We start from the raw sequence: 21,119 nt of genomic DNA, 5'->3' as shown, positions 1-21,119 counted from the left end.
TTACGGCCAGCGGCACTATGCGCCGCACCAACAGGTCGGACACATGGCCGCACCAACCAGCAACGCTAGGCGAATGCTCGTACTTGCCAACGGAGGGCCGTCCACACATGGGTCAAAGCGGCTGTTCGCAGTTATAGGAAGGCCTGAGGATGGATGCCGGGCAGTACGCCCAGCTGCGGTCGGGCATACCAGTAGCCTTGATGATACCTTACACCCAGCTCGCGTAATGCCGATGCTTCCTGAGCATTCTCGATGCCTTCGGCAATGACGAGAGTTTCCAGCTCTTTGCACATCCGAACGATCGCGCGGACTATCGCTTGGCGACGGTGATCTTTGTCGATCCCGCGGATCAGCTCCATGTCCAGCTTAATTTCGTCTGGGTGAAATCTTGCAAACATGTCGAGACCCGAATGTCCCGCACCGAAGTCATCGACGGCTACCGTGAAGCCAATCTGCTTGTAGGTATCTATGATCGAGGAGACGTGCTCCGGCGAGCCCATCTGTTCGTTTTCCGTAAATTCAAAGATCAGCCTGTCGATGGGCAAGCTGGCTCTACGCGCTGTCGCCAGCGTCAGCTGGATGCATGCGAGCGGCGAGTAAACCGCGTTCGGCAGAAAATTGATCGACAGCTTGGCATCGCTTTGCATGAGGCCTGCTTCCATGGCTGTCTCGATCGCCTTGACCCGGCAAGCCTGATCGAACGCGTAGCGATTGGTCTCGTTCACGCTGGAAAGGATCTCATACGCGCTAGCGCCGTCCACGCCCCGAACTAGCGCCTCATAGGCAAACGCTCGTCCAGTTTCGACGTCGACAATCGGTTGGAAGGCCATGGCGAATGGAATTTCAAACTCCGCGCCATCGCGGCATCCGCTACAGATACGTTCCTTTTGCATGGCTTACCGATAAAGGGCCGCTCCTAAAAGATAATGAATGAAAGCAGCTAGGCCGAACAGCAGGCTGAACCAAATTTTTAGGCGGCCCGCCCGAGCGGTCGCTCTTTAAACCTGAACGAAGGGCTGTAGTTGGGATCTCAGGAGCACGGTCTGGACGTCCGATTTTGGGTCGAAAGCGCTGCTCCATGCCATGACGCTTCTCGCGAAGTTAGGCCGTCTCCGAAACTCGCGCATACCGCATAGGCGGCATGCCGACGTGCCGGGTGAAGGCTGTGCTGAACGTGCTGGCCGATCCGTAGCCGACCTCGACGGCGACCTGACCGATTGCGAGACCGCGCGTTCGCAACAGGCGCTTCGCCAATGCCATACGCCAGGTGAGCAGGTACTCGATCGGCGGTATGCCGACGGTGCTGGTGAAGCGTGCGAAGAAGGCAGAGCGCGACATGGCCGCTTCGGCTGCCAGGTCCGTGACCGTCCACGGATGCGCAGGGCGCGCATGCATAGCCCGCAATGCGGCGACCAGTCGTTCGTCGGACATGCCCCGGGCGAGGCTCGGCATCGCGGCGGGACCGGAGCCGCAGCGCAACGCCTCGATCAGGAGGACTTCGAGCAAGCGCTCCAGCATCAATTCACGCCCGGGCCTTGCCTTACGGGTCTCGTCCCCGACCAGGTCCATCAATGTGGCCAGCCGCGGCTCATCACGTGCCACCACCATCGCCGGTAGCAGCGACACAAGCAGAGCGGCGTCTGGCGACGCGAAACTGCAAATCCCGACCTGCATGCGCAAATTGACGGGCTGACCGGCTTGTCCGATGCGGAACCGGCCCTCACCGATCTCGGTCGGGGTCATGACGGCGCCATCCGGCGGTGGGTCCATGCTCTCGATGCCGTCAATGGCCCGGTCGCCGGTGGCCGGAAGCAGTACGAAGTCGCCAGCCCGTACGACGATCGAGGCTTGGCCGGCGTTCACCACCCGGCATTCGCCTTCCAGCACCGCGAAATAGACAGGCTTGCCCTCGACGTCGCGGCGGATGCGCCAGCGCCCGGCATATTCGACGAGTTTCGAGAAGCTCGCGGAGGGCCGCAGCAGGGTCACGATCTCGGCCAGCGGATCGATGGTCATATCAGGACGATCGCCAATGAAGTCAGGATTGCCAACCATAGGCAGTCTTGGTCGCGGAATCTATCTTTGGCGCTCCCACACTCGTCAATGGAGCAAGACATGCCCAGCGTTCTCATCACCGGCTGTTCCTCGGGCTTCGGTCTCGAAACCGCAAAACTGTTCCTCGACCGCGGCTGGCGTGTCGTCGCGACGATGCGCACGCCTGATCCGGGCCTGCTGCCGTCGTCCGACCGGCTCACCATCCTGCCGCTCGACGTCACGGATCGCGACAGCGTCGCCAGTGCGGTCGCGCAGGCGGGGCCTGTCGACGTGCTGGTCAACAATGCCGGTTTCGGGGCCGCGGTCCCTATCGAACTCATCGAGTTCGACACGGCGCGCCAACTCTTCGAGACCAATACGCTCGGCACGCTGGCGATGATGCAGGCGGTCTTGCCGGCTTTCCGCGCGCGGCGATCCGGCGTGATCATCAACGTGACCTCGACCGTCACGCTCAAGCCGCTGCCGCTGGTCAGCACCTATCGCGCCAGCAAGGCCGCGGTGAATGCGCTCACCGAAAGCCTGGCGGTCGAGATGCAGCCGTTCGGCGTTCGGGTTCACATCGTGCTGCCCGGCCGTTCCCCGGCGACGCAGTTCAGCGCGAATGCGAGGCCGCACCTGCGCGGTCTCGATAATCCCGACTATAAGCCGTTGATCGAGGGTATGATCAAACAATTCCAGGAGGACACGGGGCCGGTCACCCATGCTGAAGACGTTGCAGCTGCCGTGTTCGAGGCCGCGACCAACCCGTCCGCACCGCTCAAGATCCCCGCTGGCGCAGATGCGATCGCTTGGATGGCGGACGCCGCCTGACGTGTGAAACCCGGCGGCCGGCGGGTACCCATCCGCTGGCCGCCGGGCCGCAGCCCGAAGATCAAGCGGAAGCGAGCCGGACTGCCGTCTCGCGATAGTCGTGCAGGGGTCGGCCAAGCATGTTAGCCAGGCGCTCGCGGTCGCTGGTCTCCGGGATCATCCCGTCGCTGACGTAGCGCTCGGCCATCAGCCGCATCTCATAGGCCATCCAGCGCGGCATGAACGTCGCCATATTCTGTTCGAAGCCGCTGGGATCGTCGCCGCCATAGGCGATGGGGCGGCCGAGGACGTCGGACCATATCGCTGCCACGTCCTCGCCCGTCAGCGTTTCGGGACCGACCACGTTGATCGTCTCGATTGGCAGCTTTTCAGGTGCGCGGTCACGCCGGATCAGCTCAATCGCCGCGATCTCGGCGATGTCGCGCGCATCGACCATGGCCACGCCCTTGCCACCGATCGGCATCGGATAGACGCCGTGCTGAAGGATTACGCCCTTCACCATCGCTTCGTTGTCGATGAAGTAGGTCGGACGCAGAATGGTGGCACCGAAGTTCATCGCCTCGAGCATCCGCTCGGCACCCGATTTCACTGCGAAGTGGGGTACGTTGACGGCGCGGTCGGCATCGAACACCGACAGATAGACGACGCGATCGACACCGGCCTCTCGCGCGACGTTGAGCGTCACGATCGCCTAGGTGAATTCGTCGCCGGTCACCGCGTTGAGCAGGAACAGCGTCCTCACGCCGACAAAGGCCGCGCGCAGGGAGTCGATATCGAGCAGATCGCCTTTGGCAACATCGACACCGGCCGGAAACGCCGCTTTGGCAGGATCACGGGTGAGGACGCTGACAGAGGCGTCGCGAGCGACGAGCTGTTCGACGACATGGCGGCCGACGCGTCCGGTGGCGCCGATTACGAGGATGGTCATGGGGCTTCTCCTTGGATCTTGCTGACCCGAGCAAGATGCGTGATCCATGGTACGGCAACTAGACGCGCAATCTGGACGCGCCGTCTCATGGGTGGAACGATATGGACCTGCTCGCGCTCGCCGATTTCACGCTGGTCGCCCGCCATGGCGGCTTCGGCAAAGCCGCGCGCGCCGCGCGCAGGCCCAAGGCGACGCTGTCGCGCCGCGTGTCGGAGCTGGAGTCCGCGCTCGACTTGCGCCTATTCGAGCGCGGCCAGCGCGACCTCAAGCTGACCGAGGAGGGCCGGGCGCTGGCCGAGAGGGCAGGCGCTCTGCTCGCCGAGCTGGAGGAGACAACGATCGCGATCGCATCGGGCAGCGCAGCAGTCCGTGGACGCCTCAGGATCAGCGCGCCGCTTCTCTTCTCTCAGACCGCGATGGGGCGGCTGGCGGCCGGGTTCGCGCAGCGCCATCCCGATGTTCGGCTAGAGGTCACGACCGACGATCGCGCGGTCGACATGATCGAGGAAGGTTATGATCTGGTCATCCGGGTAAATCCGACAGCGGACGATGCGCTGGTGGGCCGGCCCTTCCTTCACGACCGACTGGTCGTCGTTGCTGCCCCTGACGTGTCGCCGCTGGCAGGCGGCATCTTTCCTGCTGTGGTGCGCGACCGCGACGTCGAAAGTAGCTGGACGATCGACACCACCGATGGGCAACGCGCGATCGCGATCGATCCGGTGCTCCGATTATCCTCGCTGGTGATGATACGAGATGCGGTGCGTCTTGGTGCCGGCGTGGCCCGCTTGCCCCTCTCGCTGGTCAGCGGGGACATTGCAAGAGGGCGGCTGATCGCGTGGGGTGATGTCCCGGCCTCACGCGTCGCGCTATGGGCGCTCTATCCCTCGCGACGCCTGCTGAACGCCAGGGTATCGGCGCTCCTGGAGTATCTGCGGCAGTCCTTTCCGAACGGGACGGCCGAGGAACTCGCGGCCTATCTGGATGATCGGTGCTGACCGTCAGCGGCTCAAAGAGCCCTTTGCGCTATATAAAAGAACGACATCTTTCCGGCAGCACCTGCCTTGCTGCGAATGGCAGAATGTAGGTCAACGGACCGACGAATTCCGCGATTTGTCATATGCGGTCACTGCCTCTGCCATCGCCTGCTCCTGATCCAGCGCCCAAGAACATAGCGCTTCGAAGGGTTCGCGAAGCGAGTGGCCTAGAGACGTAATCGTATAGACGACACCGATCGGGGTAGTTGGGATCACAGTGCGGGTGATCAGTCCATGGCGTTCCAAGCGCTTCAGTGCATCAGCGAGCGATTTGTGGGTGATGCCGTCGAGCCGTCGCTTGATCTCGTTGAAGCGTGCTGGTTGAGGGCACAGCACCGTCAGGATCATGATCGTCCACTTGTCTGCGATCTTGTCCAGCACTGGGCGGATACGAGGCACGTCTATCATCGCCTTGCACGACAGGGCCTGCAGGTCGGTATCGCTCGCCATATCTACGCTACTCCGAGTGCGTTCTTGATAGCAGATATGCTTCGTATATCTGGTTCGCCATCTCGAATGAAAGGGCTGAAGATGGCAAGAATGGCAGGCAAGGTCGCGCTGGTAGTCGGTGGGGCGAAAGGAATTGGTCTCGCGACCGCCCGCGGGCTCGCGAAGGAAGGGGCCACGGTCCTTCTGACCGGACGTCGGTCGCATGAGGTAGCCGCCGCGGCTGAGAGTATCGGTCCATCGGCGCACGGCGTCGAAGCCGACGCGGCGTCCCAAGGCGATCTTGAGCAAGTCGTGGCCGAGGCCAAGCGTCTGCATGGTCGCATTGACGCGCTAGTGCTTAACGCCGGATTGTCGGAGCCGGCAACGATCGTCGAGGAAACTGGCGAGCATTTCGACCGGCACTTCGCCGTCAACGTGCGCGGCGCGCTGTTTGGGATCCAGGCGGCGCTGCCCGTGCTCAGCGACGGAGCATCGGTGGTGCTGGTCGGCTCGATCGCCGACGTGATGGGCGTCACGCCGTTCAGTACTTACGGAGCGACCAAGGCGGCACTGCGCTCCTATGCCCGCAGCTGGGCGGCCGAGCTGGCGCCGCGACGGATCCGCGTCAATGTCGTCGCGCCGGGACCGACCGATACGGACATGATGGCTGCGGTATCCGAGGAGATGCGGCAGATGCTCATCGCGCCGATTCCGCTCGGCCGCATGGCGCGCGCCGACGAAGTTGCGGATGCGGCTGTCTTCCTGCTTAGCGACGAAGCCAGCTTTATTACCGGCGCCGAACTCTGCGTCGATGGAGGCATGCGACAAGTGTAGGCAGATGAACGGGCGGCACCTGACACGTGGATCGGATAGATCGCGCGATCAGCGTCGCCCGTCTCCAACGCCGCGAGATCGGCCGATCCGTGCGAAAACACAGTCGGGAGCACGTCTCGCTCTCCTGAACGAATGACCGAAGTTGGAACGTAGGGATGGGGACGCGAACGACCGGTTTTGGGTCAATGTTACGATCAGCGGTTCATGGCGCGATCATCAGAACTTCGCGGATAAGCCAGCATAATAGGTGCGGCCATAGCGTTCGTTCTGGACGACCCAATCCTTGATGCCGGCCTGATACTGGCGAGTGGGCTCGTCCGTCAGGTTCTGCGCCTCGACGAACACGCGGATGTCGCGCCACACGGCGACGCTGGCCTTGGCATCCAGGCGGCGCAGATCGTCATTATACTGATCGTTGTAGGCGGGGCTGCCGATCGCAAGCAGCGAGTGGCCGGTATTGTGATAGGCGATCGAGGCCTCGACGATGCCCTTCTGATAGAAGAGTTCGGCACCGTAGAGATATTTGGACTGCTGCGGGAAGGTCGACTTGCGGCCGTCGGGCAGAGTGAGGTTCGAATCCGTCAGCGTGCCGTTCAGCGAAATGCCGAGGCCGGAGAGCAGGCCGGGCAGGAAGGTGAACTGCTGCTGGTACTGGGCCTCGATGCCGATGATGTCGCCCTTGTCGGCGTTCAGCGGCTGGGTGATTCCCAGCACCGAATAAGCGACGCCGGCATAGGTGGTGTTGCGCAGCACGGTGGTCTGGCTGAAGATCGGATTCTTGATGATCTTGGCGAAGGCGCCGATCGAGAGCAGGCCGCCCTTGGCGAAATACCATTCGGCGGTCGCATCGAAATTGTCCGCACGATAGGGCTTCAGATCGGGATTGCCGAGCGAGACGGTGCCGTCCGTGCTGTTGATCGATCCGCCTGGGCTGAGATTGCTATATTCGGGACGGCCGAGGCTTTTCGAATAGGCAAAGCGGAAAATGGTGGTGGCGCTGGGCGCGACCTTGATGATCAGGCTCGGCAGGAAATCGTCATACGTGTTGTGGCGCGCGTCCGGCAGGATCGTGGTGCTGTTGGCGACGAGGCGGAAGCCGGTGATGTCGAGCGACGTGTGTTCGTAGCGGATGCCCGGCGTGATCGTGAGCGCGCCGAACTTCAGGTTCGCCATCGCATAGCCGGCGGCGACCTTCTCCTTCAGCTGGAAATCGGCGATCGTATTGTTGGAGAGCGTGGTGGCCGCATCCAGCGGCATCAGCGCGCCACCGAGATTCTGGGCGGTGAACGCCTTCAGCGCATCGATGTCGAACGTCGGGCTGTTATAATAGCATTGCTTCACGTTGGCGCTGTCGGGGTTCACGCAGACGCCGGGGCCGCCGAGATTATACTGGCCGAGCGTCCAGCGGTTCGCAGTGGCGCTGGCGCGCACCCAGGTAGGCTGATCCTGATCGAAATCGCGCGACGTATCGCGATATTTGGCGCCGACCTTGATGAAGCTGCCCGCATCCAGGCTCTCGAGCGCGTAGGTGCCGTCCACCTTGCCCTGCCAGATCTTCTCGACGTTGCGCTGGTCGAACTCCTGATACTGGCGGAACTGCATCTGGTTGGCCGAGCATTCGGTGACGGGCGCGGCGTCGTAGATCTTGTCGCTGAAGTCAAAGGTCACGCGACCCGGATTGCAGCGAAACTGCCAGAGCGGGTATTTGTCGTTCGTGATGTTGCGGCTGTAGGCGCCTTCATAATCCAGCTTGAAGCCACCGAACTCGCTGGAGCCGCCGACCATGCCGGTGGCGAGCGTCTTCACCTTATAGTCGAGCCGCAGATCCTCGCGCCGCTCCGTGCCGTTGCCGGGCGTGCCGGTGGCGCTGCTCGGGGTGCCGTTGGCGAAGCCGGTCAGGCCGTCCGGGTTGAGCGTATAGGCGGTGGTGGTGAAATCGAGGCGGTAGCGCGGGCGGATCTCATTCTCGGTGAAGCGGCTGTAGACGCCGCGCACGTAGAAGGTCTGCGTGTCGCTGGGATGCCAGTCGAACGAGCCCGCACCGCTGATCCGCTCGCGATCGAGCGAGTAGCGGGTATATTTGATATTGTCGGGGAGGCCGCCGCGCGCGGCGGCCGCCACCGGCTTCCAGTTATCCGGATAGAAGCCCATGCTGTAGAAATTGCGGTCCGAATAGCTGCCGCCCAGCACGATGCCGAACTGGTCGTCCGAGCCGAAGCGCGTGCCGGCAGTGAGATCACCCTGATAGGGCACCTTGTTGTTGAACTGCTGGATGCCGGCCTTGCCGCTGACGGCGATGTTGGTGCGGTTCCTGAAGTCGAACGCCGTCTGCGTGACGAGATTGACGGTGCCGCCAATGCCTTGGCCGTCCATGTCGGCCGTCTTCACCTTGGCGATCTCGACGCGGTTCAGCAGCTGGCCCGAGACGATGTCGAGCGGGAGCGAACGGGTGGTGCCATCGGGATTGCCGATCTCCATTCCGTTCAGCGTGTAATTGTTGAGATTGGAGGGCACGCCGCGGATCGCGACGTAGCGGCCCTCGCCCTGATCGTAGGTGACGCCGACACCGGGAAGGTGCTCGACCACCTCGGCCACGTTGCGATCGGGCAGGCGGCCGATATCGTCGGCGGCGGAAACATCGACCACGCCGATCGCATCGCGCTTCACCTGGATCGACCGTTCCTGCTGCGCGCGCTGGCCGGTGACGACGATCGCGTCATCCTCGGCCTCAGCGACGGCCTGCCCGTATGCCGAGGTGGCGACCGCGATCGCGCCGATGGCGCTGGCCGGAAGCAGGATTTTCCGCATGTTTTGCCCCTGTGAGTCGGGGATGATGTCCCCTTCGTATCGGGGCCGCGGCTAGGCTCGGTGCGCGATCTTTCAGTGACGCAGGCGTGACGTTTTTCTTTCACGCAATCGTATCTGGCGCTTTCCTGTCACTAAGCGGGCATGCTTGCTTGCCAATACGGCGCCAGCGCAGCCCCTTCAATCTTGCCACTATCGCCTTGCTGACCGACTGCTTGCCTATCGACATCGCCGCCTCGATCGCGATTAACGAATGTCTGGTGTTGGGAAGCGAGCAGGGCCCTTTGAACGTCGTCTTTTGACCGGGAATGGGTCGCACCCGCCGTCGGGCAGGATCTGCCCATGTGCGGGCATATGCGGCGGGTGGTCGGGTTGGCTGCAATGGAAGGCTTCTTACGCGGTGCTGCTCTGAGCTGGGATGAAGTTGCTCGGCCAATCTCCAAGTTTTGAGCCCCCGGGCATTGCAGAAGGTATCGGCCAGCTGCGTTTCGATGCCGCTCCATCACCGACGCCGGCCGCGACATCGCCACCTGGGGTTCAAGCGATAGTGGTTTAGAATCCCGGGCCGAGTAAAAATGGAAAGTGGTATAAAACTGCCAATTATAGCCAACTGCAAAACTTGCCAAGTTATTAAATAGAGCAATGTGAACTCTCATGGACGGTAGTAAATATTAAAAAATGGCGTTGGGTATACGGTTAGTTAATGCATAATAATTTATGGTTAATGTTACTTGACCGGAACAGAGTCGACGTCGGATCTTTATGTCCTTGCCGCCGATCCCGCTCTGCCAACCGTGGGCGAGATCGGGCGATCAAGGAAAACCTCATGGCAATCATTCTTGTTGCGCCTGTTCTCACGCCGTCTGAGGCCAGCCTTATCTATGTGCATCCCGATCATCTGGGCCGTGCGGCAAACGCACCCCTCAGCGAGCAGGGACGGCACATCGCGCCAAGCTCGACGCGCGCCATCGCTCCACTTGAGAACCAGTGGATGCCTCGATCGCGAGCGGCGTTCATCGTCGGCGCGGCACTGGCATGCTGGGCGCCGCCCGTCCTGCTTGCCTTGCTCATTATGTAATACGCTGATCGAACCGATCGCTTCGATACACTGGTAAATTCTCATGGCCGCACATTTCGGCGTTCTCGCCATCTCACTGGCCTCTTTGCTTACTGCAGGCCTGCCCACCGCTTACGCCCTCGGTTCCACACGGCCCGGCCAGTCGATCGGGGTGATTACCCCGGATCTGGCACTGACCCCGTCCGTCGACAGCAGTCATCTGCTGCGTAGCGCGGATGGCTTCTTCTATGCAGTCGCCAGCGTCGATGGTCGACAAGTTCGGCTATTGATCGATACCGGCGCCAGCGCGATCATGCTCTCCACGGCCGAAGCCCGCCGGATGGGTGTTGACGTGGATAAGCTGACATTCGACCAGCGGGTCATAACGAGCGCGGGAACGGTCGCGATGAGCCGAGCCGTCTTGGATCATATGGACGTCGCCGGACGTACCTTCGAAGACGTGACCGTGATGGTCATGCCGGCGAATAGTGGCATCGGCCTAATGGGGCAGAGCATGCTCTCGCGCTTCGACCTCGTCTCGATTGAAGGCGATACACTGAAGCTTCGCTGACCAACAAAGACCTGTGACCCAGCCCTGAGGCGGTAATGCCCAGCTCCAGCCCCGCACTAAAGCTGCTATAACGTGTTATTGCGGGTAAGTAGGTACAGTCGGCGAGATCGGGGGCCGGGACATGGCGAAGGTGTGAAGTGCGCGCCGGAGAAAGGCAACCGCTTGCCCCACGATATAAAGAGCTATCGCTACTTGGCGGGCCGCGTCAGCCCGCCGAGTAGCAAATCAACGGTAGTCTGGACGGTGAGCTAGCTTAACGTATGTCCGTTTATTGGAAGCCGCCGCACCTCACTGGGCGTCCGATTTTGGGTCTGGCTGTCGCGGCAGCATCCGGCCACCTTTGGTCGTCCAGCGGAAAGATTGTGCAAGTCTGGTCCTGCCGCAAGCTGCCGATCAGACGGTTTGCAATGGACGATCGGCAAAGCATGCAAACCCGGTCATGAGCGATTGTCCTTTCCGACGGAACACCCGGCGGCCACGGCAGTTTGCCGACCGATAACCAAGGATATGATCATGACGGATGGCAATGATGCCGTAACGACCACGGTGCCGACTAATCTGCTTTTGGCGTCGAATAAGGTAGACGGAACGAAAATTTCCACTCGGGACGGTGATGCTCTCGGTACGGTTTACAGCTTCATGATCAACAAGCGGACAGGTGGCGCCACTTATGCCGTGCTCAGTCTCGGCGGCTTTCTAGGGATCGGCAAAAGCTACTATCCGCTTCCGTTTGAACTTCTCGCCTATGACCACGTGGCGGACGGCTATGTCGTAACGATCGATCGCCGGCTGCTCGAGGGCGGACCGAGTTGGTCGAACAACGCGCCGGACTTCAACCAGGCCTACGCCGATCGGGTTTCCAATTACTACGGCGTCCCGCCCGCTGATCTCTCTGTCGGTTGAGAAAGGAAAACGATGATCAACAATGACCTTGGAATACTGATCGGTGCCGAGATCGATCGTGACGAGGGGGCTCGGGCGTCAGCGGTGCGCTGAAGGGCTATCTCATCGAAGGCGCCGTCAAAGCAGCCGCGCCGTTGGTGATGACCTTTGCGATCGGTTGGGGCGTACAATATCTGGCACGGCGCGGGTTGGACGCGATCACGGGACATCGTCCGCACGCCTGATGGACTATTTCGATCGGGCGACGATAGGTGACCCCTTTGCCCTCAGTCGCGCGTTATGGTCGGCTACAGGAATTACCCCGGTTGATGTAAGGAATGAGCAGCGTTGATGTCCGATGTGATTGATTTGGCTGCATCGAAGTTTAGCGAATCCGACCGTAAGATCGTGATGCAAAGCTATGATCTGGACGGCCTCACCGACGATCCACGGCTGACTGCAATCACCGATTTTGCCGCGACGCTGTGCGACGCTCCGATCGCGCTCGTGAGTTTTGTCGAGGCAGACCGTCAATCATTTCCGGCGCGGACGGGGCTCGATGCTCGCGAGACAGCGCGCGATGTTTCTTTCTGCGCCCACACGATGCTGAACCAAGAAATCATGGTTGTCGCGGATGCCAGTCAGGACCCTCGTTTTGCGAGCAATCCGTTTGTACTGGGGGAACCCTATATCCGCTTCTATGCAGGCGCACCGTTGATCGCCGATGACGGTACGCCACTCGGGGCGCTCTGTGTAATAGACCCATCGCCGCGTAGCGATCTCACGGCGGTTCAGTGGCAGGGGCTGACTGTCTTGGCCGCGAATATAATGGCCATCCTCACGTTACGCCGATCGACCGATCGCCGTGGCCGTGAGCGCGATGAACAGGAATCAAAGTTTCGCATTCTGGCCGACACGATGCCGCAGATGGTCTGGTCCACGCTGCCTGACGGATTCCATGATTACTATAACGCGCGTTGGTATGAGTTTACGGGTGTTCCTAAGGGATCGACCGATGGCGAGGGTTGGAATGGCATGTTCCACCCGGACGATCAGGAGCGTGCCTGGACGGCCTGGCGGCATTCCTTGGAGACCGGCGAACCATACGAGATCGAATATCGTTTGAGAGACGCCAAAGGCGAATATCGATGAACGCTAGGGCGTGCGCTGCCCATTCGCGGCGCGGACGGCAAAATCACACGCTGGTTCGGCACTTGCACTGATATCCATGACCAAAAAACGCTGCAGGCGCAACGCGAGGTTATTGCCCAGGAGCTCAGCCATCGGATAAAAAACATCTTTGCTGTGATCGGCGGACTGATCACATTCTCAACCCGCCATTACCCAGAGATGAAAATAGCTGCCACTGATCTGCGAGATCGGATCTTTGCGCTTGGCCGCGCCCACGATTTCGTCCGTCCCCATAGCGACGTGTCACGCCCGGGCAAGAAGCAGAACAGTCTTCATGGCATGGTCGAAGAGCTTCTTGGCGCCTACCGCGAGCGGATCACGATCGCAGGCGACGATCTAGAGATCGATGACCGCTCGGCGACACCATTGGCACTTCTTTTCCACGAACTTGCCACCAACGCCGCGAAATATGGTGCACTATCGGCGACCGATGGCTCAGTCGTGATCAAGAGCAGCGAAGGTGGTCACGTCGCGCGGCTGCGCTGGGAAGAACGGGGAGGTCCTGCCGTAACCCAGCCTCAGAGTGAGGGCTTTGGTAGCAAGCTCATCGAACTGAGCATCGTTCGGCAAATGGGAGGCCGGATCGAACGGCAATGGGGCGAGGAGGGCCTTATTTTGCAGCTCGACGTACCGACATCGTCGATGAGACGGTGATTGCCAATTGGGCTTAAACCAGAATGATATCCTCATGCACAGGCAGGGTTTCAACCGTCGACGCTGCGAGCGCCGCCGCCGCTAAGATCGCATCTTCACGAAACGGCTTGCGGATGCAGCCGATCGCGGTAGCCGCCGGCTCTCCGATCTGAGACGGATTTGCCGTTACATAGACGATCCGCACTCCGTGCTGCTGAGCAAGATCACGCGCAATTTGGGGGCCGGTCGGCCCATCACGAAGATTGAGGTCAACGAAGGCCAATTCGACGTCGCCAACAGCGGAAAGCGCCTCGCGCTGATCGGCTGCGATTGCGGCGACGTGATAGCCGGCGTCCTCGAGGATGCGTTCGAGGTCCAACGCCACCAGGATTTCGTCTTCCACAATCAGTACGGATTTCATTACTTGCCACCAGTTGAGCCGCTCGTTCCACAATGAGAATGGGCCCACTTCGTTCCCGAGGCGCTGATCGAGATCAAGTTTACGGATCAGCGGACATTTTGGGTCACGGCGAAATCGCCGTGTCGGGAAGGCTAGGGCGCGCCTTAACCCAAAAGTTTTGCGCTGCGACGCATTCTCGTTTGGGGACGTCGGGTCGCCGCTGTTTCTGGTACAGATGCCGCCCCGCTTTGATACGTTGCCGGTTTCGGATTGGCGAGACAACCGAAATCGCTCAGGAACGAGACTGATTTTCATCAGTTTGTTCACACCAAATCGATTTAACGAAGGAGGATACGATGGGTGAATTCACCGACAAGGTCAGTGCAGCTGCAAACAAGGTTGCCGGAAAATTGAAGGAAGAGGTCGGAAAGGCAACTGGCAACGCGCAGCTCGAAGCAGAGGGCGACGCGCAGCAGCTCAAGGGCACCGCGCAAGACGTCAAGGGCAGCGTGAAAGGTGCGTTGGGCGATAAGATTTGACTTCTGCAGGGGCCGCCTCAGCGAGGCGGCCCGTCCTCTTGGTACTTTGTTTGGGAGTTGCGACCCGCCTGTGAGCGGAACCAATCGCTCATACGCGTTGGATCCGTTCCTTCCGTTGGGGATCTAGGTCCGTATTTAATAACAGCTATTCCGCTGGACGAGCATAATACTTGTCGCAGAGTGACCCTACGCGCCAAGCCCCGAAAAGCCTAGGCTAACAAGAAACCTGAAACGTGGTAATCAATGAAGCGACGTCCGCCTAGCCCAAAGGCTCCCTCTCGGTCGGCTCACGCGAATAGCAAAACTCGCGACGTCCCAAGCCTGCTCTTAGACTAGAGGGCGGCAGGCAAAGGTTGGGGGCTGTATCACATGCTACAATGCCCACTTTACAGGCGCCGCAACCTCGACGTGGATTACCGAGTTGTGTGTTGATGCTCAAATTTCCCGGGAATGCCCGCGAACGTCGCAATCCGCCTTTGCCCGAGTCTAACGTTTCTCACAGCACCCCTTAAAATCTGTCGCCGCGCGGACATGAATAATGCGACTTCGGCAGTCGTATTCGATGCGCGGCTTGTTCATTCCGTTCATCCGGTATCCGCCCGCGATACGGTCTGGCGTCACCGTCAGGCCATCGATGGGCAACCACCCGTCTACGCCGCCCAAGTGAATTGGCGATATCAGCTTTCCAGTCGGCTTGATGCGGCCGAGGCCGCCCGAGATCTCGATCTCAAGATCGGATGAGAAGCCTTCGCGGCCGAGCGTCGTGCCATATTCATCTCGAGATCCAAACCATCTCGGACGCTCTTTCGTGTATAGATCGCGCTTCTGATAGGCTGGCGTGCCGGCGTTTCGCTTCTACGCATTACCACCTCCTCACCTCAACTTATTGCGTCGATACCCAAGGTATTGGGACGGACATCACGCCTTCCGTCTGATGGACCAGATCACGGCGGACAGGCTGGTGAGGAATGCGGACAACGCGAGGATCATGGCCGAATCGATCATGGGGCACCTCCGCTGATCCATCTGGCAGGGCCGCGGCCTGTAGGAAAGCAAAAAGAACATATAGAGAACATTTTGCTGATGGCGGCCGCGTCGCTTCAGGTTCGGAGGTATGGGCAGAACATTCCGCGCCACCGGCGCGCAGCTAAAGCGTGGCTTGTAGCGACGATGAACGGATGTCCGAACCCAGGAAGTTGGCTGATGGTCCTAAGCGTCCGCAATTGGGTCCGTCCAGCCATTGACCCTAGCGTCAGACCGGACGCAGTTCCTGCACGAGATGCTTGACGAAGGCACGCGCCGCCGGTTTGGCGGGATGACCACTAGCGAACAGGGCATGGGCTTCGATGTCGGAGAGACACCATTCTGGGAGAAGGCGGACGAGGGCGCCGGTGTCAAAATCCTCCGCAAAAGAGGGTAAGCTGGCGACGGCAATACCAAGCCCGGCGCGAACGGCGCTGACCGCAACCTCCGCGCTATTGATGGCGACTTGGCCTTGAGGCTGGACGACGACCTGCCGATTGTCCTGACGAAAGATTAGCTCCTTGCCAGCAACGGGCCCCGCGATCACGAAGAGATGATCCGCAAGCGCCTCGGGGACTTCGGGCGTGCCATAGGTTTCGAGGTAAGAGGGCGCCGCAGCGACCACGAGCGGCCAACGCCCAATCAGCCGCGCAACCGCACTGGAATCAGGGAGCTTGCCGAAACGAATCGCGACGTCGATGCCCTCCTGGATCAGGTCCTGACGGCGGTCGTCGATCAAGAGTTCAACGCGCAGATTCGGATGGCGCGCGACGAAGGCCCCCAGCAAGGGTACGATGGCACGCGACGCGATGATCGACGATACCGCGATCCGCAAAGTGCCGCGCAGATCATCGCTGCCGCGCACGAAATTGTCGGCCTCTTCAAGCGAGTCCAGGATCGGTCGGACACGGTCGAGGTAAGCGGCGCCGGGCTCGGTCAGAGTAAGGCCACGGGTCGAGCGCGCGAACAGGGTGACGCCGAGCTGCTCCTCTAACAATGCTATGATGCGGGATGCGGTCGGTTGCGACAGCCGCATCTCGCGAGCGCCCTTAGAGAAGCTGCCGGTTCGCGCGATCTGCACGAACAGACGGAGGGCTTGGAACTGATCGCTCACGCCCTCGCTTCCGAAAGCCATGGAAAGGCTCCGATCCTAGCTGATCCCAGCCTAAACGCCATTGCGTATGCACGTGGGGTGGGGGCTCAGTTCGGGCCGACGACGGCCGGCCCGAACAGGTTAGAGAACCGTCAGATCTGGGCGTAACCGCCGTCGACGTGCAGCTCGACACCGGTGATGAAACTGCTGTCAGACGAAGCTAGGAAGGTGGCAACCGAGGCGATTTCCCGTGGGTCTCCATTACGGCCAAGCGGTGTCTCGGCAGCGAACTGGTCGTAGAAGGCGTCGCGCTGCTCCTCGCTGAAGCCGGCCTGCTCGACCATGATCGGTGTGATGATCGTGCCCGGAGCGAGCGTGTTCACGCGGATCCGGCGCGCGCTCAGGTCCTTGGTCCAGGTGCGAGCGAAGGAACGGATCGCGGCTTTGGTGGCCGAATAAACGGTAAAGGCGGGCATGCCGAGGCTGGCAGCGATCGAGCCGTTGAGGATGATCGACCCGCCATCGACCATCAACGGCAGCAGGGTCTGGACCGAGAAGAAAGTGCCCTTCAGATTGATGGCGATCGTGCGATCGAAATCCTCCTCCGTCACTGTTCCGAACGCTCCCAGCGAACCGCCACCAGCATTGGCGAACAGAACGTCGATCCGACCATGGGTCTGTGCGATGCGATCGCGCAGCTGCTCCAGGTCGGCGAGATCGGCGATGTCCCCCTGGAAGCCCTCGATCGCACCGCCGATTTCGGCAACCGCCTCGGCGAGCCGGTCCCGCCGGCGGCCGGTGATGATAACGGTCGCGCCTTCAGCCACGAACTGCTGCGCGGTGGCGCGACCCATGCCGCTACTGCCGCCGGTGACGACGGCGATCTTGCCTTCTAGTCTCTTCATCTCTGGGGTCCTTCAGTGCGAGCGGAAAAGTACGGCTCGCCGCGCGCTAAAGTGGCGCATCGGAATTGGGGCAAAAGACGGCCGCGGCGAATAAGAGTTATTTGCGGCCAATCCGAACTCATTGGTGGAATGGCACCCAGAGCATCTTCACTTCGACGCTCAACATGCCGGATTTCACCGTGGGATCGTCGGTGCCGATCCGGATAGCCTCGTCGAGGTCGGCGGCGCGGAAGATCGTCATGCCGCCATCCGCGAGCACGCCATTGAGGCCACCCGCCTTCTCCATGAACGGACCGCTGAGCACGGTGAGACCACGTTCCTGCAGCTCGGTCATGTAGCCCACATGCGCCATGAAGTCGGGCTGTTCGTTATACTTCACGCCCTCGACCCATTTGGGCCCCGGCGTCTGAAACGCGACGAAGTAGTGGGGGCCGTTTTCGTCGACCATAGCTGTAACCTCCGACAGCCGGGGCGGGATGCCCGGCGCGGCTATTTGTCGGTCTGTTCAGGACACGCTGGTAGCGGGTCGTTTCGGATAACATCTATTCGACCGGCGAATTTGCATCGTCCATCAGCAACGATGGGGGACGGTCCGATTAACGAATGGCCGCATTTCGGACCCGGCAGGTGCGTATGAGCGGCCGGTTATGGGTCTTTACGGCCGATATAGAGCGTACCCTGCCTCGCTTGGCCTATGTTCCTCGAGCGGCATGCGTGTCATGACGAAGCATAGGCTTCCACATGACCGAATAAAAGCCTCTCTCCCCCAGCAGCCTAAGAGCGTGCGCGGCTGCTTCTCCGAGCAGCAAGCTATTTCATCAGTCCGCCGGCTCGTAACGCGTCCTCGATGATCCGGCGCACGTTGATACCAGGCGCGGGTTTCGGATCGGGGTAAATCCGCTGCGCTTTGGTAGCGCGGCGTACTATGCTCGTCCCGGCGATCGCCGGTGTATCCCGCTCTTGTTCCGCTGCCTCCGGCCTCGTCATCGTGTTCGCAGTCAAACCCCAGAACTCTGCAATCCGCTGGGACGACGAGATCGCAACATTGAGCATGTACGGTCCCGCAACGCCAGACGGGTCTGCGCCACCCGTATCGAGCGGGGTGCCATGGCCCATCCCGGTGATGCTGTAAGCCTCGACCACAATCCGCCCGCTTGCATTACGCCAGGCGCGGTGGGGGTATCCGTCAACGATATCGGTGGAGGGGGGGCTGGAGACACCGTGCAGCGGCAGCCACTGCTCAATGATCGCTTCGGCATTGCCAGGGTTAACCGTGGCGTCGCCAGTGCCGTGCCATACGGAGATCGAAGGCCAACGCCCGTCGTGGCCGGAGGCGCGTCGAACAAGCGCAGCCAACGCGTCCGGACGACCTTGCCCGCGAGCGCGCATCGCGCCGAACGCTTCCTGTATGTTGGACGCGCAGCCGTAGGGCAGGCCAGCGATGATTGCCCCACCTGCGAACGTTTCCGGGTAGGTCGCCAGCATCACCGACGTCATGGCGCCACCCGCTGAGAGGCCGGTCACGAAGATGCGGTCACGATCGATGCCATGAGCGACTACCATCGCTTCAATCATCTGACGGATCGACAGCGCCTCGCCTTTGTCGCGCGCGATGTCTCCGGGCTCGAACCAGTTGAAGCATAGGTTGGCGTTGTTGGAGCGGTCCTGCTCTGGATAGAGGAGTACGAAGCCGTATCGCTCGGCGAGCTGCGACCAGCCTGAACCGTGGTCGTAGCCCGCCGCGGTCTGCGTACACCCGTGCAGCACGACGACGAGCGCCGGACATTCTGCCAGTTGCGCCGGTACGTAGACGCGGCCACAAAGCGCCCCCGGGTTAGTGCCGAAAACCGTCAAATTGGCAAGCCGGTTTACCGGCGTCGTTGCGCTAGCACCCCTCCCGATGTTGTCGAAGAACGTGTTGCGCATGTGACGGCTCCTAGAGCAGCGAGCTCCTCAGCATGGTGAGCGTTTTTGCTGCACTGCAGCATATGGCGATCGTTGGGCTAGCGGCAAGGCTCTACACGCATTTTCGGTCTGCGCTCCGCGGCGGAGTGCTGAGGCTGACGTAACGGTCGGTGCGCTGCCTGCCGCATCACTCTTCAAGACAGTAGACAACTCTTAGCGACGTAACAGAAAGCCGAGAGCGTCCGCTTCTGGGGCTCGGCGAATTATAGCGCTAAGAAGCGGACATGCGCTCAGAGTGCTCGATATCTCTCCAGCTGGCAGTCTGCTGTCGATCCCTTTGCGGCAATAGTATCGTGTCTTAACGAACGCCCGCTTCCGGGTGGCCGCAAAGCTGGCATGAACAGCCGATTGTGGGTCTCCTCGGTCGCGCGACTCTCAGTCGGCTTCGACCAATGTCAGTCGCTCTGCTTCAAGTGTCGCGTCCCCCAAAAGAGGTCTTTGCCGGGTCCGTCGGCGTGGCGTTTCTCCGACTGAAACACATGAATATCGGCACTCCCGTCGCGACGAGCATAATTCCGACGATGGCCCGCGTAGGTGCCGTCGCCAGGGTGCTCAACATCAGGCCTGCACTGACGATGAGGAATGCCGCCGGGACGAGGGGATAACCGGGGACGCGATAGGGACGATCCATGTCGGGCAGCTTGCGCCGCAGGACGTAGACGGACGCGACGCCCAGCGCGTTGAAGAACACCAAGGCGAATACGATCATGTCCGTCAGTGCATCGAACGTGCCCGAGAGCGCGAACAGGCAGGCGCAGACGCCGATGAAGACGGTGGCATGAACGGGCACGTTGCCTCTGGGCGAAACTGCCGCCAGCCACTTGGGTAATAGGCCATCGCGGGCCATTCCGAACGGGATACGCGCGATGGACAGCGCGGTGGAATGCAGCGCCCCGGCGGTCGAGATCATCATCGCAATGATCAGGAAGGATGCTCCGCTTGCCCCGAGCAGCCGTGAAAGGAGAGCCCCCGCCACGGAAGCATTTTCCGGAAGCGCCGCGATGCGCTCCGGGCCAAGCGCGTAGAAATAGCCCAGATTGACCACGAGATAGAGCATGATGACTAAAAGGCTGGCACCGATGATCGCGCGCGGGACGGTTATGCCGGGCCGCCTGACCTCCTCCGCCACGAAGGAGAGGTCGGCCCACCCGTTATAGGCCCATAGTGCAGCGGTCATCGCCGCGCCAAAGCCTGCGATACCGTACCGGGCGGTCGAAGGTACGTTGGCGCATGTGGCCCCGGTCGTTGCGCTGGAAAAATGTGCGAACGATCCGTCCGTGACCCAGAATGCGGCGAGTCCGATGCTTAGCACCAGCACGACCTTGAGCACGGTTACTGTCGCGACGACGAGGCCGTTCGCGTGCATCGATGCGCTCGCGAGCAAGGTCGTGACACCGATTGTCAGCAGCGTCACGACGAGAACCACGGTTGGCGAAAGCGTGTCGCTCGTCAGATCGTTCAGGAACATCGCAAAGACCATCGCGATCGCTGCGACGCTGGCGGCACCATCGAGCAGGGTCTCCATCCAGCCGAACAGGAAGGCCCACAGGCGCCCGAACGCTGCCTGGATGTAGGTGTAGTGTCCGCCGGAGCGTGGCAGCATCGCGCCGAGTTCAGCGAAGGTGAGCGCTCCTGCAAGGGTAAGCAGCCCTGCCGCGGTGAAAGCCAGCATCACCAGCCACGGCGACCCGACATTGCAGGTCATCACGCGGGTTTTCGTGAAGATGCCTGTGCCGACCACGTTCGTCACGATCAGGGCCATTGCCGGGAGAAGCGTCAGCGTACGCGAAAGCGTGGGTTTACTGTCGTGCTGCTCGCGTCCCCGCATCCTGCCCCCGCACAACAATCGCTCCAGAGCCAAACGGCATGAAGCAGAACGTCAGCACGCTAGCATGAAATACGGGAAGCGGTCTGGCCGGAAAGTGGCAAATCCGGCCGTACCGCGCAGCCGGTTCGCAGCACCGA

The 21,119-nt window shown here is 61.1% G+C and carries 20 protein-coding genes and 1 pseudogene; 9 read left to right on the top strand and 12 right to left on the bottom strand.

All coding sequences use genetic code 11. From position 1 onward, the window contains the following. Window positions 1-131 precede the first annotated feature (131 nt). Together HL653_RS23120 and HL653_RS23115 are read right to left on the bottom strand one after the other, a co-directional pair. Window positions 132-893, bottom strand: coding sequence for an EAL domain-containing protein (locus HL653_RS23120; protein WP_171746577.1), 762 nt, complete (start codon window positions 891-893; stop codon window positions 132-134). 208 nt (window positions 894-1,101) lie between these two features. Further along, complete coding sequence (locus HL653_RS23115) at window positions 1,102-2,016, bottom strand: AraC family transcriptional regulator (RefSeq protein ID WP_171746576.1); 915 nt, start codon at window positions 2,014-2,016, stop codon at window positions 1,102-1,104. Window positions 2,017-2,115: 99 nt separating this feature from the next. Here HL653_RS23115 and HL653_RS23110 point away from each other — a divergent pair, with 99 nt between their 5' ends. Beyond that, entirely contained in the window at window positions 2,116-2,865 is a 750-nt protein-coding gene (locus HL653_RS23110; protein WP_171746575.1) for an SDR family oxidoreductase, read from the top strand. A gap of 61 nt (window positions 2,866-2,926) precedes the next feature. On the opposite strand, the gene HL653_RS23105 is transcribed toward HL653_RS23110, so the two are convergent. Both HL653_RS23105 and HL653_RS24720 read right to left on the bottom strand, forming a co-directional pair. After that, window positions 2,927-3,550, bottom strand: coding sequence for an SDR family oxidoreductase (locus HL653_RS23105; protein WP_367613579.1), 624 nt, complete (start codon window positions 3,548-3,550; stop codon window positions 2,927-2,929). A gap of 6 nt (window positions 3,551-3,556) precedes the next feature. Further along, window positions 3,557-3,793 (bottom strand): SDR family oxidoreductase, encoded by a 237-nt coding sequence (locus HL653_RS24720; protein WP_367613578.1) that lies wholly within the window; start codon window positions 3,791-3,793, stop codon window positions 3,557-3,559. A gap of 101 nt (window positions 3,794-3,894) precedes the next feature. Here HL653_RS24720 and HL653_RS23100 point away from each other — a divergent pair, with 101 nt between their 5' ends. Continuing rightward, window positions 3,895-4,788: a LysR family transcriptional regulator gene (locus HL653_RS23100; RefSeq protein WP_171746574.1), complete on the top strand. Its 894-nt coding sequence runs from the start codon at window positions 3,895-3,897 to the stop codon at window positions 4,786-4,788. 90 nt (window positions 4,789-4,878) lie between these two features. Here the strand turns inward: HL653_RS23100 and HL653_RS23095 are convergent, their stop codons facing one another. Further along, complete coding sequence (locus HL653_RS23095; RefSeq protein ID WP_171746573.1) at window positions 4,879-5,277, bottom strand: helix-turn-helix domain-containing protein; 399 nt, start codon at window positions 5,275-5,277, stop codon at window positions 4,879-4,881. 90 nt (window positions 5,278-5,367) lie between these two features. Between HL653_RS23095 and HL653_RS23090 the strand changes: the two genes are divergently transcribed. Further along, window positions 5,368-6,090: an SDR family NAD(P)-dependent oxidoreductase gene (locus tag HL653_RS23090; RefSeq protein WP_253717326.1), complete on the top strand. Its 723-nt coding sequence runs from the start codon at window positions 5,368-5,370 to the stop codon at window positions 6,088-6,090. Between the two features lie 216 nt (window positions 6,091-6,306). Here the strand turns inward: HL653_RS23090 and HL653_RS23085 are convergent, their stop codons facing one another. After that, window positions 6,307-8,898, bottom strand: coding sequence for a TonB-dependent receptor (locus HL653_RS23085; RefSeq protein ID WP_171746571.1), 2,592 nt, complete (start codon window positions 8,896-8,898; stop codon window positions 6,307-6,309). A gap of 823 nt (window positions 8,899-9,721) precedes the next feature. Between HL653_RS23085 and HL653_RS23080 the strand changes: the two genes are divergently transcribed. The 4 genes and pseudogenes from HL653_RS23080 to HL653_RS23065 all read left to right on the top strand — a co-directional run bounded on the left by HL653_RS23080 (window position 9,722) and on the right by HL653_RS23065 (window position 13,250). Further along, window positions 9,722-9,973: a hypothetical protein gene (locus HL653_RS23080; protein WP_171746570.1), complete on the top strand. Its 252-nt coding sequence runs from the start codon at window positions 9,722-9,724 to the stop codon at window positions 9,971-9,973. A gap of 43 nt (window positions 9,974-10,016) precedes the next feature. Continuing rightward, window positions 10,017-10,523, top strand: coding sequence for a TIGR02281 family clan AA aspartic protease (locus HL653_RS23075; RefSeq protein ID WP_171746569.1), 507 nt, complete (start codon window positions 10,017-10,019; stop codon window positions 10,521-10,523). 507 nt (window positions 10,524-11,030) lie between these two features. Beyond that, window positions 11,031-11,426 (top strand): PRC-barrel domain-containing protein, encoded by a 396-nt coding sequence (locus HL653_RS23070; RefSeq protein ID WP_171746568.1) that lies wholly within the window; start codon window positions 11,031-11,033, stop codon window positions 11,424-11,426. 390 nt (window positions 11,427-11,816) lie between these two features. Next, a pseudogene (locus HL653_RS23065) lies at window positions 11,817-13,250 on the top strand (sensor histidine kinase). A 13-nt stretch (window positions 13,251-13,263) separates the two neighbouring features. Here HL653_RS23065 and HL653_RS23060 read toward each other — a convergent pair. Further along, complete coding sequence (locus HL653_RS23060; RefSeq protein WP_171747224.1) at window positions 13,264-13,650, bottom strand: response regulator; 387 nt, start codon at window positions 13,648-13,650, stop codon at window positions 13,264-13,266. A 335-nt stretch (window positions 13,651-13,985) separates the two neighbouring features. Here HL653_RS23060 and HL653_RS23055 point away from each other — a divergent pair, with 335 nt between their 5' ends. Both HL653_RS23055 and HL653_RS23050 read left to right on the top strand, forming a co-directional pair. Continuing rightward, a complete protein-coding gene (locus HL653_RS23055; RefSeq protein ID WP_171746567.1) occupies window positions 13,986-14,168 on the top strand; it encodes a CsbD family protein in 183 nt (60 codons plus the stop codon). Between the two features lie 531 nt (window positions 14,169-14,699). Then, entirely contained in the window at window positions 14,700-14,909 is a 210-nt protein-coding gene (locus HL653_RS23050; RefSeq protein WP_171746566.1) for a hypothetical protein, read from the top strand. Window positions 14,910-15,420: 511 nt separating this feature from the next. Here the strand turns inward: HL653_RS23050 and HL653_RS23045 are convergent. From HL653_RS23045 to HL653_RS23025, 5 genes are all read right to left on the bottom strand, one after another. Continuing rightward, a complete protein-coding gene (locus tag HL653_RS23045) occupies window positions 15,421-16,305 on the bottom strand; it encodes a LysR family transcriptional regulator (protein ID WP_171746565.1) in 885 nt (294 codons plus the stop codon). A gap of 131 nt (window positions 16,306-16,436) precedes the next feature. After that, the gene (locus tag HL653_RS23040; RefSeq protein WP_171746564.1) at window positions 16,437-17,189 is read right to left on the bottom strand and encodes an SDR family NAD(P)-dependent oxidoreductase; all 753 of its coding nucleotides are present in this window, start codon (window positions 17,187-17,189) and stop codon (window positions 16,437-16,439) included. Window positions 17,190-17,307: 118 nt separating this feature from the next. Beyond that, on the bottom strand, window positions 17,308-17,637 hold the full coding sequence (locus HL653_RS23035) for a YciI family protein (protein WP_171746563.1): 330 nt from the start codon (window positions 17,635-17,637) through the stop codon (window positions 17,308-17,310). Between the two features lie 362 nt (window positions 17,638-17,999). Next, window positions 18,000-19,115 carry a PHB depolymerase family esterase gene (locus tag HL653_RS23030; RefSeq protein ID WP_171746562.1) on the bottom strand — a complete coding sequence of 372 codons (1,116 nt, stop codon included), beginning with the start codon at window positions 19,113-19,115 and terminating at the stop codon, window positions 18,000-18,002. A 448-nt stretch (window positions 19,116-19,563) separates the two neighbouring features. Then, a complete protein-coding gene (locus HL653_RS23025; RefSeq protein ID WP_171746561.1) occupies window positions 19,564-20,982 on the bottom strand; it encodes an APC family permease in 1,419 nt (472 codons plus the stop codon). Window positions 20,983-21,119 lie beyond the last annotated feature (137 nt).

The organism is Sphingomonas sp. AP4-R1 (assembly GCF_013113735.1).
Taxonomy (GTDB): domain Bacteria; phylum Pseudomonadota; class Alphaproteobacteria; order Sphingomonadales; family Sphingomonadaceae; genus Sphingomonas_I.
The sequence above is the reverse complement of the archived record's forward strand: the minus strand, read 5'-3'. Positions and strand labels throughout refer to the sequence as shown.

Excerpts from the sequence above, each read along its gene's own strand:
- HL653_RS24720 (WP_367613578.1), bottom strand. The coding sequence starts at position 3,793 with ATGACCATCCTCGTAATCGGCGCCACCGGACGCGTCGGCCGCCATGTC.
- HL653_RS23050 (WP_171746566.1), top strand. The coding sequence starts at position 14,700 with ATGAATAATGCGACTTCGGCAGTCGTATTCGATGCGCGGCTTGTTCAT.
- HL653_RS23085 (WP_171746571.1), bottom strand. The coding sequence starts at position 8,898 with ATGCGGAAAATCCTGCTTCCGGCCAGCGCCATCGGCGCGATCGCGGTC.
- HL653_RS23075 (WP_171746569.1), top strand. The coding sequence starts at position 10,017 with ATGGCCGCACATTTCGGCGTTCTCGCCATCTCACTGGCCTCTTTGCTT.
- HL653_RS23090 (WP_253717326.1), top strand. The coding sequence starts at position 5,368 with ATGGCAGGCAAGGTCGCGCTGGTAGTCGGTGGGGCGAAAGGAATTGGT.
- HL653_RS23025 (WP_171746561.1), bottom strand. The coding sequence starts at position 20,982 with ATGCGGGGACGCGAGCAGCACGACAGTAAACCCACGCTTTCGCGTACG.
- HL653_RS23110 (WP_171746575.1), top strand. The coding sequence starts at position 2,116 with ATGCCCAGCGTTCTCATCACCGGCTGTTCCTCGGGCTTCGGTCTCGAA.
- HL653_RS23060 (WP_171747224.1), bottom strand. The coding sequence starts at position 13,650 with ATGAAATCCGTACTGATTGTGGAAGACGAAATCCTGGTGGCGTTGGAC.
- HL653_RS23095 (WP_171746573.1), bottom strand. The coding sequence starts at position 5,277 with ATGGCGAGCGATACCGACCTGCAGGCCCTGTCGTGCAAGGCGATGATA.
- HL653_RS23080 (WP_171746570.1), top strand. The coding sequence starts at position 9,722 with ATGGCAATCATTCTTGTTGCGCCTGTTCTCACGCCGTCTGAGGCCAGC.
- HL653_RS23070 (WP_171746568.1), top strand. The coding sequence starts at position 11,031 with ATGATCATGACGGATGGCAATGATGCCGTAACGACCACGGTGCCGACT.
- HL653_RS23100 (WP_171746574.1), top strand. The coding sequence starts at position 3,895 with ATGGACCTGCTCGCGCTCGCCGATTTCACGCTGGTCGCCCGCCATGGC.
- HL653_RS23030 (WP_171746562.1), bottom strand. The coding sequence starts at position 19,115 with ATGCGCAACACGTTCTTCGACAACATCGGGAGGGGTGCTAGCGCAACG.
- HL653_RS23040 (WP_171746564.1), bottom strand. The coding sequence starts at position 17,189 with ATGAAGAGACTAGAAGGCAAGATCGCCGTCGTCACCGGCGGCAGTAGC.
- HL653_RS23120 (WP_171746577.1), bottom strand. The coding sequence starts at position 893 with ATGCAAAAGGAACGTATCTGTAGCGGATGCCGCGATGGCGCGGAGTTT.
- HL653_RS23115 (WP_171746576.1), bottom strand. The coding sequence starts at position 2,016 with ATGACCATCGATCCGCTGGCCGAGATCGTGACCCTGCTGCGGCCCTCC.
- HL653_RS23035 (WP_171746563.1), bottom strand. The coding sequence starts at position 17,637 with ATGGTCGACGAAAACGGCCCCCACTACTTCGTCGCGTTTCAGACGCCG.
- HL653_RS23055 (WP_171746567.1), top strand. The coding sequence starts at position 13,986 with ATGGGTGAATTCACCGACAAGGTCAGTGCAGCTGCAAACAAGGTTGCC.